Source organism: Kosakonia sacchari SP1, from assembly GCF_000300455.3.
GTDB classification, from domain to species: domain Bacteria; phylum Pseudomonadota; class Gammaproteobacteria; order Enterobacterales; family Enterobacteriaceae; genus Kosakonia; species Kosakonia sacchari.
Genome location: NZ_CP007215.2, coordinates 2,334,275 through 2,350,359, shown reverse-complemented (window position 1 = coordinate 2,350,359; position 16,085 = coordinate 2,334,275). Strand labels below are relative to the sequence as shown.

At 51.8% G+C, this 16,085-nt stretch carries 13 protein-coding genes and 1 pseudogene; 7 read left to right on the top strand and 7 right to left on the bottom strand.

What is annotated here, in order from left to right:
• The first annotated feature begins 36 nt into the window (after positions 1–36).
• The 5 genes and pseudogenes from C813_RS34140 (at position 37) to C813_RS34120 (ending at position 7,380) form a co-directional block, all read left to right on the top strand.
• Positions 37–960 carry a LysR substrate-binding domain-containing protein gene (locus C813_RS34140; RefSeq protein ID WP_017456823.1) on the top strand — a complete coding sequence of 308 codons (924 nt, stop codon included), beginning with the start codon at positions 37–39 and terminating at the stop codon, positions 958–960.
• Positions 961–1,028: 68 nt separating this feature from the next.
• Positions 1,029–1,473: pseudogene (locus tag C813_RS47415) on the top strand (recombinase family protein); the annotation flags it as partial.
• Between the two features lie 94 nt (positions 1,474–1,567).
• Positions 1,568–3,778: a M23 family metallopeptidase gene (locus C813_RS34130; RefSeq protein WP_025263611.1), complete on the top strand. Its 2,211-nt coding sequence runs from the start codon at positions 1,568–1,570 to the stop codon at positions 3,776–3,778.
• Positions 3,778–4,866: a hypothetical protein gene (locus C813_RS34125; protein WP_017457268.1), complete on the top strand. Its 1,089-nt coding sequence runs from the start codon at positions 3,778–3,780 to the stop codon at positions 4,864–4,866. Before C813_RS34130 ends, C813_RS34125 begins: the two co-directional genes overlap by 1 nt.
• A gap of 216 nt (positions 4,867–5,082) precedes the next feature.
• A complete protein-coding gene (locus C813_RS34120; RefSeq protein ID WP_017457267.1) occupies positions 5,083–7,380 on the top strand; it encodes an FdhF/YdeP family oxidoreductase in 2,298 nt (765 codons plus the stop codon).
• 70 nt (positions 7,381–7,450) lie between these two features.
• Here the strand turns inward: C813_RS34120 and arsC are convergent, their stop codons facing one another.
• Genes arsC through C813_RS34105 form a run of 3 tightly spaced genes read right to left on the bottom strand, consistent with a single transcriptional unit; the run spans position 7,451 to position 9,543 of the window.
• Positions 7,451–7,879, bottom strand: a complete 429-nt coding sequence (gene arsC, locus C813_RS34115) for a glutaredoxin-dependent arsenate reductase (protein ID WP_017457266.1) — start codon at positions 7,877–7,879, stop codon at positions 7,451–7,453.
• Positions 7,880–7,887: 8 nt separating this feature from the next.
• On the bottom strand, positions 7,888–9,180 hold the full coding sequence (locus tag C813_RS34110) for an arsenic transporter (protein ID WP_017457265.1): 1,293 nt from the start codon (positions 9,178–9,180) through the stop codon (positions 7,888–7,890).
• A gap of 42 nt (positions 9,181–9,222) precedes the next feature.
• On the bottom strand, positions 9,223–9,543 hold the full coding sequence (locus C813_RS34105) for a metalloregulator ArsR/SmtB family transcription factor (protein WP_017457264.1): 321 nt from the start codon (positions 9,541–9,543) through the stop codon (positions 9,223–9,225).
• Between the two features lie 212 nt (positions 9,544–9,755).
• On the opposite strand from C813_RS34105, the gene C813_RS34100 reads away from it, so the two are divergent.
• Together C813_RS34100 and C813_RS34095 are read left to right on the top strand one after the other, a co-directional pair.
• Entirely contained in the window at positions 9,756–10,430 is a 675-nt protein-coding gene (locus tag C813_RS34100) for a DUF2076 domain-containing protein (protein WP_017457263.1), read from the top strand.
• Positions 10,431–10,604: 174 nt separating this feature from the next.
• Positions 10,605–11,567, top strand: a complete 963-nt coding sequence (locus C813_RS34095) for a DUF3829 domain-containing protein (RefSeq protein WP_017457262.1) — start codon at positions 10,605–10,607, stop codon at positions 11,565–11,567.
• A 53-nt stretch (positions 11,568–11,620) separates the two neighbouring features.
• On the opposite strand, the gene C813_RS34090 is transcribed toward C813_RS34095, so the two are convergent.
• The 4 genes from C813_RS34090 to C813_RS34075 all read right to left on the bottom strand — a co-directional run bounded on the left by C813_RS34090 (position 11,621) and on the right by C813_RS34075 (position 15,519).
• Positions 11,621–13,315, bottom strand: coding sequence for a methyl-accepting chemotaxis protein (locus C813_RS34090; RefSeq protein WP_017457261.1), 1,695 nt, complete (start codon positions 13,313–13,315; stop codon positions 11,621–11,623).
• Between the two features lie 154 nt (positions 13,316–13,469).
• A complete protein-coding gene (locus C813_RS34085) occupies positions 13,470–14,588 on the bottom strand; it encodes an S-(hydroxymethyl)glutathione dehydrogenase/class III alcohol dehydrogenase (RefSeq protein WP_017457260.1) in 1,119 nt (372 codons plus the stop codon).
• Positions 14,589–14,620: 32 nt separating this feature from the next.
• Positions 14,621–14,896 (bottom strand): metal/formaldehyde-sensitive transcriptional repressor, encoded by a 276-nt coding sequence (locus C813_RS34080; protein WP_016495945.1) that lies wholly within the window; start codon positions 14,894–14,896, stop codon positions 14,621–14,623.
• Between the two features lie 257 nt (positions 14,897–15,153).
• Positions 15,154–15,519: a hypothetical protein gene (locus tag C813_RS34075; protein ID WP_025263610.1), complete on the bottom strand. Its 366-nt coding sequence runs from the start codon at positions 15,517–15,519 to the stop codon at positions 15,154–15,156.
• Positions 15,520–16,085: the final 566 nt, after the last annotated feature.

The following is a 16,085-nucleotide window of genomic DNA, read 5'->3' as shown; positions in this document are numbered from 1 at the left end:
TTGCCAGCGGTTCTGCACGGTTTTTAACATCATCTTATGGAAAAAAACGGTCTGTTTTCACAGCGCATTCGTCTGCGCCATTTGCATACTTTCGTAGCCGTCGCTCAACAAGGAACTTTGGGGCGCGCGGCTGAAACCCTTAACTTAAGTCAGCCTGCGCTGTCGAAAACCCTCAACGAACTCGAGCAACTCACCGGTAAGCGCCTGTTTGAACGTGGTCGCATGGGCGCGCAACTCACCCTGGTGGGCGAACAATTTCTTACCCACGCCGTTCGCGTACTGGACGCGGTGAACATTGCCGGGCAGTCACTAAGCCACAAAACCGAACTCAAAAACGACCTGATCCGCATTGGTGCGCTACCCACCGCCGCGCTGGGGATCTTACCGGCGGTCATTGGTCAACTGCATAAACAGCAGCCGGATATCACCATTCAGGTTGCCACTGCCAATAATCCGATGATCCTCGCCGGGCTGAAATCCGGTGAACTGGATCTAGGCATTGGTCGCATGTCCGACCCGGATTTGATGAGCGGCCTGAGTTATGAACTGCTGTTTCTCGAGTCGCTAAAACTGGTGGTACGCCCGCGACATCCGTTGCTGCAAACCACGGTCACGCTAAGCAAAGTGCTGGAATGGCCGGTGGTGGTCTTACCGGAAGGTACCGTGCCACGGCAAAACACCGAAGATCTGCTCGCCAGTCAGAACTGCACGCTGCCGTCTGGTTGCCTGGAGACGCTTTCCGCCTCGCTGTCGCGCCAGCTTACTGTTGAATATGACTACGTGTGGTTTGTCCCTTCCGGCGCGGTAAAAGATGATTTGCGGCTGGGCTCTCTGGTCGCGCTGCCCATTGCGCCGCCCGGTATCGGCGATCCGATTGGCATCATCACCCGCGTGGATAGCCCCCTGCCACCCGCCGCTCACGCGCTGATTGCGGCGATTCGCAAAACGATGCCGGGTTGATCCCGGCGCGCTTATCTTCTCTTCCGGTTGCGCAACAGGTAAACAACGCGTTAATTGTGGGATAAAAATATTTGCCGAAAGCCTCCGGCAGCTCAGTCGATCGTCCATGGCTTGATCTGCTGCGCATCAAGATAGAGGAAGATGATGCCACTCTGGTGAAGAAACTTGACCGCCTTGGCCGCGACACCGACGATCTGATCCAGCTGATTAAAGAATTTGATGCTCAGGGCGTGGCTGACCAGTTTATCGATGATGGGACCAGTACCGATGGTGACTGGGAAAAATGGTGGTCACTATTCTGTCGGCTGTAGCCCCGAGCCGAGCAGCAGAGAATTCTGGAACATACTAAGGCAGACAGGAAGCAAAGCTGGAAGACACCCGCCTCGACCGCAGGCGAACAATGAACCGGGAACAGGTGCAGGCTCTATGGCAGGAAGGCCTGATGCATCAGAAATAGCCCGTCTGCTGAATATTGCCCTCTACGCGGTATATAAAATATCGGGTGAGGAGTAACCCGTATTTTCTTTGTCAGTGGACAATGCTTATTTAAATAAAATTTCGCTATTCTGCACTTTGATTAATTCTACAAATCTGACAGGGAGTCAGCATGATAATCAGCCCGCCATTTGTCCGTCCCCGGAACGCCGCAGAAAGTGACCTGTCATGGGTCAGCAGAATGATGCCCGTGGATATAAACCGGGATTTCCCCCTCAACAGACACGCATCATGGCACGGTGGGGTGCATGTTCTCCACACTGACCGCCGAGAGGAAGGCTACGACCGCATTGAGTTCGTCCGCGCCATTGCAGACGGGGAAGTGGTTTCTTTTCGCTCGCCGTCTTCCACAGCTAAACGCGATACTTTCCCGCTGAATTATGATGGCAGAACCGATGACGGCTATGTGCTGCTGAAACATCAGACCGATATCGGTGAAAACTGTCATGTCGAGTATTACTCACTGTACATGCATCTCATGGACCGACTGGACCCGGCAATCAGGGACGGAGCAAGAGTCTGGCGCAAGGAGCGCATCGGGCAGAGTGGTATGGTTAGCGAAACCAATGCCTTTCATTTTCAGGTGTTCTGTGACAACGAAAACATGCTGAAGCTGACCGGACGCACAACGGCCGAACTCGATATCACCCGGGACGGACGAACGGACACGGTTTACGGCGATATCCATTTTTATCTGCCTCCCGGCACACACTTTTACGAATCTGTATCTGACGCTGCCTCACCGGATACGAACCGCCTTAATGCCGTTCATACCAGTACCGAACCGCTGTTTGTCAGTATGACCTTCGAAAAAGGCGACTGCACGATGCTCACCCGCAGGCAGAACGCCACCACGGCTGCATTGTTCGACACGGTGGGGGAACCGCTGGTGAATACAGATGCTAATCATCTTGATGACAGCCGGAATTCATCGGGAAAGTATGAATACAATCTGTACCGGACAGCCTGCCGTCTGTACCCGCAGAACCCGTCTGCCGGGTTTGAACTGCTCCGCTTCGGCCGGGTCATCAGCGCAGAATATGAAACCCTGACACCTGCTGATGCCCCGCTGTGGCGTACCGTCAGCTTCCCCGGCGGAACGGGTATGGTCAATCTGGCCTCCGCTGATATCAAAAAATTCAGCGATGCCGATTTCCCGCACTGGACGGGCTGGCGGATGGTGGACGATGACACGGATAGTAACAGCCAGTGTCATTCCCCCCTTATCGCCGGATTGCAGGAAAGCGGGCATTTCAGCGACCTGAGCAGCCATCTGATCTGTCATTTTCCGCTGGAATGGAATGCCGCCACCTTTGACCAGCGCTATGCCTGGCTCAGAACCGGTACCGGTGATGTCCCGGCCATATCTGAGGAGGACTATGAACAGCTGAAAAGTCATGCCTCCGCGCTGTGTTTTGACACGGGTGAGCCTGGCACCGGCAGACTGTGGCATTTCCATCCGGTGGCCTTCATCACCCATTTCCGCAAGTGCTGCTGGCTCAGCAGGTCAGAGCTGAAACAGTTTGTTCCCCTGAACGTGATAAGAATGGCTCGTCGTAATAGTTATCTCTGGGAACCCATAGTCTATAGAGATCCGACTGGGAGTATGGCTGATAGTATTCATATTCACCTGAATAAGGGAATGCAAAAGTATCTGATTAATACACCTCTGCGTATTGCCTGCTTTCTTGGGAATGCCATACAGGAAACACAGTGGTTATCCCAAAGAGAAGAGGTTGGAAGCCGACAACTCTGGTATTATCCGTGGCATGGACGTGGGTTATTGCAACTAACTAGTCCAGGTAACTACTTTGACTACTTTAGTTTTTGTGGCCGCGGATACTCTAATGATATAAAAAACAGGTTATCTGCAGAATACAATCGCCTGTATGCAAACAGGAATATCAGACAAATAGATAATCATCTCACAGATACAGAGAATGATATTCCTGACAGTATCAGGATGTGGCGAAATAACGTCAGCAGTAACGATTATGACGTCGTTAGCAGTGCCGGTTTTTATTGGGCTTCGGCTTATATGGCTTATCATTCAGATGCAGAACATGAGCTTGAAAGATGTAGCGTAAATACAAACTCCAGAATAAAAATATACTACCGTAGCCCTGCCTTCTGGAAGGCCAGCGCTTCAGTTAATCTACCTGGAAGAATAAACACTCTATACTCAACTGCCCTCAATGGATTCACTGATCGCTGCTGCATATACGGCAGTGCTATTTCAGTACTCACTGAGCAAAAATTCCCAGACAGCAATGGCAATGTAATAGTCGAAAAACCTGAATCAAACCAGTTAAGGAAAGGGTGATGAACAGAGATCTATTATTCCCTATTTTAATTTTCTTTATCGCACCTCCACTTTTCGCTGCTCAACAACGCAGCCAACATGATGTAGAGTCTGACAATTCTGCATTGAGATTACTTTATAATACTATGACAGAGATGCTTCAAAATGAACCAGGACAAGGGCTGGAAAAAATAGCAGATAAATTCCCATTAAAAAACCATACTGACTTTACAATCAACACAGAAGCATCAATTAAAAAACCTTCCACCAAAATTAGTAATGATGAATGGCAGGCTTTTATCAACACAACTTTCAGTGCTGATTCGGAAAATGGAGAGGTTAATTGCAAACTTGTTGATCTTGATGGTGACGGAGAGCGAGACCTCATTATTAATAGCTACTCAGGTGGAACTGGATTATTTAGCTACACGGGAGTTCTAAAACGGGCGGGTAATAAATTCGTCGATATAAATAATAATACTGAAAATGACACTCAGACTATAACAGGTGCTCTATATTCAGAAAATGGGCGCGGAGCCAATCAGTGGGGACAGTGGGTTCGCATTAATGACCAAGTCTATGCACTTTGGTTTAATGGTGAATATGATGAAGATACCTTTTATTTGTTGCGGCCATTTAATAGAGGCAATAAAATTCCAAGTGTAACTATTTATTATCACTACGAATACGGTAGCTTTTCTATTCAACCGCAAGACGAAGGAAAGCCGTTAAATCCAACATTAAACGATCACGACAAAAAACAGTTAATTAAATCACTCAATACTAAAAAATATTATTTAAAAAAGCAAAAAGAAGAACAGGAACCTATTTGCCCAGTCCCTGCAGGTATATCATCTGAAGATGCAGCGCATTATAGAACTGAAATTGCTGGAAGTTATGTCACTCAACCTGTCGCAGTTATCCCTGTTTGGTTGAACGGGACGTGTTTCATCGGTTCTGTTGAAAGCTATTTTGGTCGTGGTGAGCTAATGACAATTAGTTCACCGAAAGATTTGAATATACTTGGCACTTATTCGATTACGGGGTTACGCCATATAAAATCAATAAAAACCGAATGGAAATCCAGAGAGGAAAACATTCCTTTATAATCGGAACTTTTGAAGATTCAGGAGAACCGGCTGCGCATGACATCCTCTGTCAGCGACGGTAGTAAGATACTGCGGCGTTGATGGAGGATCGTCTGCTAAATTAAAATTAACTATAAACAACGAATTATCGCCTTAACGTACGTTTCCGTTCCGTTGGACCTCAACCCCTTACGCAACTTACACTAACGCTGTAACAATCCGCAGCCGGAAGAAGAGATGAAATTCAAAACCGCTATTAAACCTTACCACGCTGCTGCCGGTGGTCTGGGCTCGCTGGAAGCGACAACGCGCTTCGTTATTGACAGTAAAAACGCGCTGAAAAATATGCGCAACCTGTTGCGCATGAACAAAGCGCGCGGCTTCGACTGCCCCGGCTGCGCCTGGGGTGATGACAATAAAAGCACTTTCAGTTTTTGTGAAAACGGCGCAAAAGCCGTGACCTGGGAGGCCACGCGCCGCCAGATTGACGCCACTTTTTTTGCGCAACACAGCGTGACAGCGCTTAACCGCCAGAGCGACTATTTTCTTGAATACCAGGGCCGGCTGACCGAACCGCTGCGTTACAACCCGCAAACCGATCACTACGAACCGGTTTCCTGGAATGACGCACTGGCTATGATTGGCGAGCATATTAAGGCGATGGATAACCCCAATCAGCTCGAACTGTATACGTCCGGTCGTGCCAGCAATGAATCGTCCTGGCTTTATCAACTGTTTGGCCGCATGGTCGGCACCAATAACTTCCCGGACTGCTCCAATATGTGCCACGAAGCGAGCGGCGCGGGGCTGAAACGCAGTATCGGCGTGGGTAAAGGCACCATTCACCTCGCTGATTTTGATCAAGCGGACGCGATTTTTGTCTTCGGGCAAAACCCCGGCACCAACCACCCGCGTATGCTGCATAGCCTGCGGCACGCCGCCGATCGCGGGGCGCGCATTGTCACCTTTAATACCCTGCGTGAACGCGGCCTTGAGCGGTTTGCCGATCCACAAAAACCGCTGGAGGTGGTCACGCCGATGGCGGGCACAATTAGCTCCGCTTATTATCAGCCCAATCTCGGCGGTGATATGGCGGCGGTGCGCGGGATGGCGAAAGCGTTGCTGGAAACGCAGCGCCAGCGGCTGGCTAACGGCGAGGCGAGTATTTTTGACGATGCCTTTATTGCGCAGCACACCCACGGCATTGAGGACTGGTTTGCGCAAATCGATGCCACCGACTGGCAGACCATTGAACAGCAATCTGGTCTGAAACAGCAGCAATTACGCGAGGCGGCAGCCATCTGGCAGAACGCAAAACGCGTGATTTGTACCTGGGCAATGGGCATTACCCAGCACAAGCACTCGCTGAACACGGTACGGGAAATCACTAACCTGCAACTGCTTGGCGGCCACCTGGGCAAACCGGGCGCGGGGCTGTGCCCGGTGCGCGGACACAGCAATGTGCAGGGCAACCGCACGATGGGGATCGATGAAAAACCGCCGGTCGCCCTGCTCGACAGCCTTGCCCGTCATTTCAACTTCGAACCACCGCGCGAGCACGGGCATCATACGGTGGAGGCCATTTCGGCGATGCTGCGTGATGAAGTGAAAGTGCTACTTGCCCTCGGTGGCAATCTGGCCGCCGCCGCGCCGGATACGCCACGCACCTGTGAAGCGCTGCGCCGTTGCGGGCTGACGGTCTACATCAGCACCAAACTGAACCGCAGCCATTTGATGCCGGGTAAACAGTCGCTGATCCTGCCGACGCTTGGCCGTACCGAAGAAGATATGCAGGCAAGCGGGCGTCAGTTCGTGACCGTGGAAGACTCCTTCAGCATGGTGCATGCCTCGGAAGGTATCGGCAAACCGCTGGCGGCGACACAGCGTTCGGAAACGGCGATTGTCGCTGGCATCGCCCATGCCACGCTGGGCAGTGAAAAGGTCGACTGGCTGGCGCTGGCGGGTGATTACAACCTGATCCGCGATCATATTGCCGCCACTATTCCGGGCTTTAACAACTTTAATGCCCGCTGTGAAGAGCCCGGCGGGTTCTGGCTGGGGAATGCTGCCGCAGATTTACGGTTTAATACGCCTTCCGGCAAAGCGGAATTCAGCGCAGCCGCCCTGCCGCTGTCAGTCTGTCCGGAAACGCAATCGCCGTTTGTGTTGCAGACATTACGCTCACATGATCAGTACAACACCACCATTTACGGGCTTGATGACCGCTACCGTGGGGTTTATGGGCAGCGCGACGTGCTGTTTATGCACCCCGACGATATTCGTTCGCTCGGGCTGAATGATGGTGACCGGGTGGATATTGAAACCCAGTCAACAGATGGTGTGCAGCGCCGCGTTGAGGCTTTTCGCCTTGTCGCTTATGACATCCCGCGCGGCAACCTGGCGGCCTATTATCCGGAAACCAACCCATTGGTTCCGCTGACGCGTTTTGGCGACGGCACCGGTACGCCAACCTCGAAATCCATTCCTGTTATCATCTCGCCAGCTAAAACACGCGAAACGCTGCGTATTGCCTGATCGCAACGCCCGCATTCTGCGGGCGTTCTCTCAAAAAAGCGTGTGCATATTTAACGGGTTTACTACCGGGTTACGGCGCGATCCGCTTGCCGTTGTGATCAACGACCTGCTCCCCGTCCTCTTTCGAGAACGCGCCTTTCTGCGCCTCAGACAGGATCTCCAGCACTACTTCCGACGGGCGACAAAGGCGTGTACCGCGCGGTGTAACAACGATAGGCCGGTTAATCAAAATGGGATGCTCAAGCATAAAATCGATGAGCTGCGCGTCCGTAAAGCGATCTTCTGCCAGCCCCAACTGTTCGTACAGCTCGACATTTTTGCGCAACAACTCGCGCACCGATTTGCCCATCGCGCTTATCAGTGTTGTGAGTTCATCGCGCGACGGTGGCGTCTCAAGGTAGTGAATAATCGTCGGCTCCACGCCGCTGTTGCGGATCAGCGCCAGCGTGTTGCGCGAGGTGCCGCAGTCCGGGTTGTGATAAATCGTAACGTTGCTCATAAATACTCTCACGACAAAGGAAAAGAGAGGCGCAGTGCCAGCGCCATCAGCGTGACAAAAAGAACCGGCAGCGTCATCACGATACCGGTTCGGAAGTAATATCCCCAGCTCACTGCAATCTTCTTCTGCGCCAGCACATGCAACCAAAGCAGTGTCGCCAGGCTGCCAATAGGCGTGATTTTTGGACCAAGATCGCAGCCAATCACATTGGCAAAAATCATCGCCTCTTTAATCACGCCCGTTGCGCTGCTGCCCTCAATCGACAACGCGCCAATCAACACCGTTGGCATATTATTCATGACTGACGAAAGGAACGCGGTAATAAAACCGGTGCCGATGGTGGTCGCCCACAAACCGTTATTGGCCAGCAGATTCAGAATCCCGGAAAGGTATTCGGTGAGGCCCGCGTTTCGCAGCCCATACACGACCAGGTACATGCCCAGCGAAAAGATAACGATTTGCCACGGTGCACCGCGCAGCACTTTGTTTGTATCAATCGCTGCACCTTTTTTGGCGACGGCAAACAGAATCAGCGCACCAACAGCCGCAATAGCACTCACCGGAATACCGAGTGGTTCCAGTACAAAAAAGCCCGCCAGCAGCAGGATCAGCACGACCCAGCCGGTGCGAAATGTCGCCGGATCTTTAATTGCGCGGCCAGGTGCTGCCAGTTTATCCACGGCATAAGTTTGCGGAATTTCACGGCGGAAAAAGAGGTGGAGCATGGTAAGTGTCGCCGCGATTGCCGCGATGTCCACCGGCACCATGATGGAAGCGTAGGCGGTGAATCCCAGGTGGAAAAAGTCTGCCGATACGATATTAACCAGATTCGAGACAATCAGCGGCAGACTGGCGGTATCGGCAATAAAACCTGCGGCCATCACGAACGCCAATGTGGCTCGCGGGCTGAAACCAAGCGCCAGCAACATGGCAATGACAATCGGTGTCAGGATCAGCGCGGCACCATCGTTGGCAAACAGGGCTGCGACCGCGGCGCCTAACAACACAATATAGGTGAACAGCAACCGCCCGCGCCCGTTGCCCCAGCGTGCAACATGCAGCGCTGCCCATTCGAAAAAACCCGACTCATCCAGCAGCAAGCTGATGATAATGACGGCAATAAACGTCGCTGTCGCGTTCCAGACGATATTCCACACCGCCGGAATATCGTTCATATGAATCACACCACAGACCAGCGCCAGCACCGCGCCAAGCGTTGCGCTCCAGCCAATACTCAACCCTTTGGGTTGCCAGATAACCAGCACGAGGGTGAAAATAAAGATGCTTCCAGCCAGTAACATTTCAGACTCCATGACATACGAATTGATGAATATGTTTTGTTATCAACACGAACCCAAAGGCACCGATTTCAGTTTGGCTCGCGTCTCTTCACGCAAGCAATCCCATGCTGTGTCAATTGTTGCCGCCGCCCAGGCGGGCATATGAGGTGACAGTCGATAATGGATCCATTTCCCCGCACGCCGATCAACGACCAGACCATATTCACGTAACATCGCAATGTGCCTGGAAATTTTAGGCTGCGACTCCCCCGCCGCTGCGCAAATATCACACACGCAAAGTTCACCGGCTTCTCTGAGCAACAGCACGATGGTTAACCGCGTTTCATCGGCGAGGATTTTAAAAAGCTGAACGGGTTGCAGCATGCGCTTACCTTAATGATGTCAAACAACAGATATGGTAATTCATATATGTTGCCTTTTGAAGAGGCAACGAGAGTCGCCAGAACATCCCTCCTTCACAGCAATTTTTTGCCCAGCTGCAACCAATGTTAAACAAACATTTCACTCATCGGACACGTATTCATAGCACTGATAAACTCAACAGTATCTATCACAGCGATCGGAAGGTTATTGCCATGCAATATGAAGAACAGCAGCTTATCAACGGCCTTTTCCAGCGTCTGAAACAGACCGAGCAACAGAACGGCCAGCGCGACGCCGAGGCTGAGCGTCAGATAGCGGAATTTGTGCGCCAGCAACCTGCCGCGCCGTACTACATGGCGCAATCGATCCTGATTCAGGAAGCGGCGCTAAAACAGCTCCAGAGCAAAGTTCAGCAACTGGAAAGCGAACTGGCAGCGCAAAAAAGCAAACCGCAAACTGGTGGTGGCAGTTTCCTCGGCGGCCTGTTTGGTGGCGGGAGAAGCCAGAGTCCGCAGCCGGACAATAGCTGGAGTGCTCCACAGCAGCCACAGCAGGACTATTCGCGTGCGGCAGCACCCGCCCCACGCGGAAGCGGTTTTATGGCCGGTGCCTTGCAAACTGCGGCAGGCGTTGCAGGTGGTGTGGTATTGGCCGAAATGTTGACCAGCATGTTCCATCAGTCCCGCCCGGAAGAGATCGTGAATATTATTGAAGAACCTTCGACGGCGGCGGGCAATTCGTCATTTGAAAACGCGCAGAACGACACCTTTAATAATGCTTCCGACACCCGTTTTCTCGATCAGAACGATTCGTTCGGCAATGACTCTTACCAGAACGATGATTTTGATGACACCGATTACAGCAACGATGACGACAGTTTTATTTAACGCAGCACACTCCTGAACCCAGCCCGGTGGCGCTGTCTGCCGGGCAATTTCACCTTTTTTCAAAACCTACCAATTCAGGTGGCATGCCCCTTGCCAACCGGGCATTGATGCTAACCTGTGCCGCGCTCAGCAATAATGAGTCGTTTTTTTCTTTTTTCGGACAAGGAGAATGGGATGTTCATCGCCAAACCTGTCGCACGTACGCTGGCGGTTGCCGCCTGCCTGCTGGCACTGTCAGCCTGTGACGACAAAACCACCAAAACGCAAGAAGCGCAGCCGTCAGCCGAACAGGCCGAAGTGCTGAAGTACAACGAATATATTGCCGCAGCTAACATGACCTCGGCCAACTTCGGTAAACAACTTGCTGAATACCAGAAGTACACACAGCCCGCTTTCGATGGCCAAAAGAAAATGGATGATCTGTTTTTTACTGAACCGCTCTCTATGGGGCGTATTAAAGAACATCTGGATAAAGCGCACAGCATGAAGCCGGATATGCCGGAACTGGATGAACCGGGGCGTCTTTACAGCGAAGCGCTGGCAAAAGCCGAACCGGTAAGCCGTGATATGTACAACTACATCAGCGCAAAAACGTACAAAAGCGATAATGGCGCTCATGGTCGCGAGATCCAGCCCGCGTTATTGAGCAGCATGCAGATGCTGGTCGTTGCGCAGGCGAATTTCTTTGAGGGTATCGAGGCAAAAGATCGTGCGCGCATCAAAGCGGAATTCGAACGTACGCAAAAAGGCACGCTTGAGCACGCGCAAATGGGGATGGTTTACTACCTGAAAGAGAGCCTGGATGCCGCCGGTGGCGTGCTGGATGGCAAAGGGCTGGGCGATAAGAAGGCGGCATTTAAGGATGCGCTCGATCAGTTCAACAACATGGCTACCGCTTACGATGCCAAAGTTCGCGAAAGCAACAAAACGGGCTGCTCGAGTCTTCTGTCTAAAGCCAATGACTATCTCTCCACCGGCCGCGACATTATTGAGCGCACCGAAAATGGCGAGTACGAGAAAGATGCCAAACAGCCAAAACAGTTTCAGCTGATGCAATCGCAGCAGACGCAGGACGCCCAGTCCCTGCTGCAAAACTACAACAACATGGTCAGCGCCTTAAACACCAACCAGTGTTAAGGTTTTGCGCATAAAAAAAGAGGCCTTTCGGCCTCTTTTTTGTTTCTGACTACTCAGAACGTTTCCCAGTTATCACCCTGCGCCAGCGCCGGGCGCTGCGGCTTGAAGGTTTTGCTGGTTGGCGACGCAGTATTACTCGGACGCTCCGGCGCTGCACCCGTTAAACGGAACGCACCCACAGCTTCGGTCAGGCGAGCCGCCTGCTCTTCCAGCGAGGCTGCCGCCGCAGAGGCTTCTTCAACCAGCGAGGCGTTCTGCTGTGTGACGTTATCCATTTCCGTGATCGCCTGGCTCACCTGGGTGATGCCTTTGCTCTGCTCATCAGAAGCGGCGGCGATCTCCAGCATGATATCGGTCACGCGTTTAACGGCTGTGACGATCTCACCCATGGTTTCCCCTGCGGAAACGACCTCTCCGGAACCCTGCTCAATTAAGCTCACGGATTCGCTGATCAGCGCTTCAATCTCTTTCGCCGCCTGCGCACTGCGGCTTGCCAGCGTACGCACTTCACTTGCCACCACCGCGAAACCACGCCCCTGTTCGCCAGCGCGCGCCGCTTCTACCGCAGCGTTAAGCGCCAGGATATTGGTCTGGAAGGCGATGCTGTTGATAACCGCTGTAATTTCGGAAATTTTGCGCGAACTGGTGGTGATATTGCCCATTGTTTGTACGACGCCAGAAACAATCTGCCCACCTTTGGTCGCTTTGCCGGAGGCATCGCGTGCCAGACCGCTGGCGTGGTGTGCGTTGTCGGCGTTCTGCTTCACGGTCGCGGTTAATTGCTCCATGCTGGCAGCCGTTTGTTCAATGGCAGCCGCCTGTTGTTCCGTGCGGGAAGAGAGGTCGGTATTACCGGCGGAGATTTCGCTGGTACCGCGATAGATCTCTTCCGCGCCCTGGCGAACGGTCGCCACCGTCGTGACCAGCGAATGTTGCATTGCTTGCAGATCGCTGCTCAGACGACCAATTTCGCTACGCCCGGCAGGCTCATCGGCTACCGTTAAATCCCCGGTCGCGATGCGTGAAATGCGCTGGGCCGCACGTTGTAGTGGGTTAATCACTACGCTGCGCAATACGGTAAAGGTGATAACCGTCAGCACCAGCGCCAAAGCAAAGGCGGCAGCCATAAACATCAGCCCAAGCTGGGTGCGGCTGTGCGCCTCTTCGGTCAGGCGCTGCGCACGTGCGGTACGGATATCAATGGCTTTTAACAACACTTCGTTATACGACGCATCCAGTTGGCGCGCCTGCTCACTTTCGTGGTTAATGATCGCTTCAAACATGCCGTTTTTGGCATATTTCAGCATCGGTTGCATGCCCGCGATGTAGGCATTAAAGCGGGTGGTGAGATCGGCATCCAGGGCAAGATCCGCCGGGGTTTTGACCGGGCGTTCCATGTATTGATTAAAACCGTCCTGCGACTGCTTAATGCGTTTTTCTGCTTCAGCCACGTTGTTTTTCATGTCTTCCATTTCGGCGATGCGACTGGCCGCGCCGGCGTGGATCAGACTGATACGCGCAACGCGTAAGTTGTTTGAACTGTTGGATAATCCCATGCGCACCTGGATTTCCTGTGTGACATCCTGCTGATCGCGATCCGCTTGCATCAGGAAGTAACCCGCCAGACCGGAACTTAATGCAAATAGCATTAAGATGCCGCCGAGAATGGAAGAAAACAGGGGAACCAATCGAATATTGTGCATAAATCCAATGCCTTGTGTTCTTTGCATCGCTGCTTTTTTATCCATGGCTATCGACTCTCATATTTGTCTGATACGTACAACAGGAATGATATATAGGCATCGGCAATAATTGGATTATTCTTATGGCGAAAAGCGCGTCAACGGTCACAGATTTGGAGTTTGGTTGCGCCAGCGGTGACACCGCTGGCGTGAGGGAGGGCTACTTTTCGCCGAAATGGATAACAGTGCGGATAGATTTCCCCTGATGCATCAGCTCAAACGCATCGTTGATCTGCTCCAGTGGCATACGATGAGTAATGAAAGGATCGAGGCGAATTTTGCCCGCCATCGCGTCTTCTACCATGCCAGGCAGCTGTGTACGACCTTTCACACCACCGAAGGCAGAACCGCGCCATACACGACCGGTCACCAGCTGGAAAGGACGGGTGCTGATCTCCTGCCCCGCGCCTGCCACGCCGATGATGACGCTCTCGCCCCAGCCTTTGTGGCAACACTCAAGCGCGGCACGCATGACGTTCACATTACCGATGCACTCAAAACTGAAGTCCACGCCGCCGTCCGTCATTTCGACAATCACGTCCTGGATTGGTCGGTCGTGATCTTTCGGGTTGATAAAGTCGGTTGCGCCCATCTCTTTCGCGAGGGGAAATTTGTCCGGGTTGGTATCGATCGCCAGAATGCGTCCCGCCTTCGCCTGAACGGCACCCTGAATAGCCGCCAGACCGATACCGCCAAGACCAAAGATAGCGACCGTATCACCTTCTTTGACTTTCGCCGTGTTATGCACCGCGCCAATGCCGGTAGTCACGCCGCAACCCAACAGGCAGACTTTATCCAGCGGCGCTTGTTCGTTAACTTTCGCCAGTGAGATTTCCGCGCAAACGGTGTATTCGCTGAACGTGCTGGTGCCCATGTAGTGATAAATCGGTTCGCCGTTGTAGGAGAAACGGGTGGTGCCGTCCGGCATCAGCCCCTTGCCCTGCGTAGCGCGAACGGCCTGACAAAGGTTGGTTTTCCCCGATTTACAGAACTTACACTCGCCACACTCTGCCGTGTAGAGCGGAATAACGTGGTCGCCTGGTTTCAGGCTGGTAACGCCTTCGCCAACTTCTACAACGATGCCGCCGCCTTCATGACCAAGCACCGCCGGGAACACGCCTTCCGGATCGTCGCCCGAAAGCGTAAATGCGTCGGTGTGACAAACGCCGGTATGCGTGATGCGCACCAGCACTTCACCCTTTTTTGGCGGCGCTACGTCAATGTCGACGATTTTGAGCGGTTGGCCCGGCCCAAAGGCCACAGCTGCACGTGATTTCATAAGTCGCTTCCTTTTTGTGTATGGCTTATTGCTTATTTTAGATAAGAGCGCAGAAGATGGCCGACTTCCGCCATGCGCACCGCACGTTGATCGGCCGTGGTTTCGCCGGTGACCAGTTCATCTTTGAGGTGAATTTCAACCATTTCGCCCATCAGGCCATTGGCTGCGCCGCGCACAGCGGCGATTTGCTGCAAAATCGCGATGCAGGGTTCGCCGCTTTCCAGCGCGCGCTCAAGCGCATCAACTTGCCCGCGGATACGACGCACGCGCGTAAGCACGCGTTTTTTATCTTCTGGTGAATGGGGCATGCGACCTCCTAGATACTATAGGGGGTATGGTAACTTTTATTCTATTACACTGTAAACATTATCTTTTATAGGGGTATCAGAGGGTTAGATGTTTCAGCATAACGACACTGCACGCCATAAAAGACTTTTCACCCCCAGCGCCGAAAATTGCCCCGGCCATGAAGATGAAACAGCCGTAACCAGGAATAACCGCTTTTGTCTTTTACCGGCAATAAAAAAGCCCCGGCGAATGCCGAGGCTGGTGATAAAAAATGGCGTTACCATTTCAAATCTTGTTTTGATGCCTTTTGATTCTCTTTGTACATCATTTCAATAGTCGTGTAGTTACACATGTCCAATGCCGAATGGCAGTATGTCTTAATGACGTTATCCATTATTTTTCGGTCTTTCGCTTGTGAGGCCTCTTTGAATGCGCGCAGATTTTCCTGCTCCATCATTCTTAAAGTCGTTTCCTGACACATATTGAGTTTGCTATTACAATAATCTTTCTGAACGCGATCTTTAATGTACTTAATAACATCCGCCTTCTGCGCCTCGGAACCATCAAAATCCATAGGATGAATGAATTTTGCGAAAGATAAAGAAGGCAGGAAACAGACCAAAAGCAACAGTGATTTTTTCATAAACATCCTTTTATTATTAATCAGAAACATGTCGTTACATTACATCAAATGAGTGTGTTTGGCACTGCCTATTTTTCGTTGAACCACCGGGTTCTTCCCTACACGTTATCGGCTTTGAGCTCGCGGACTGGCTGTCATGGATTGGATTTATTACCTGCCAATGAGTTTTCATTAATAGCCTGCAACAGGCCTTTCGTTTATCGACCAACGCAGTTCGATGTACATATAATTCTTTTATCGCTTGGTGGATCCCTCGCAACACAGATTTTTTGTATTAGATTATCGGCGTATGGTCGTGTCGATGTTATGGGAGAGAGTCAATTTGATGCTTACCGGATACGTTAAAACGCGAGACTGTTTTTTTATCTGTCTCGTTGCTGCATTTTGTCAATTGCTATATGGAATGCCGTTCAATCGTTTAACCATTACCGTTTCTATGCAACATTTCGCACGCTGTTCTCCACGACTGATGAAGCTGATGCCAATCCAATCTCATTCTTTGCGTTTGTCATTATGTTGTTTGTTTATGCATTGATTATTTTTGCGAACGTTAAATTAATTCTTCG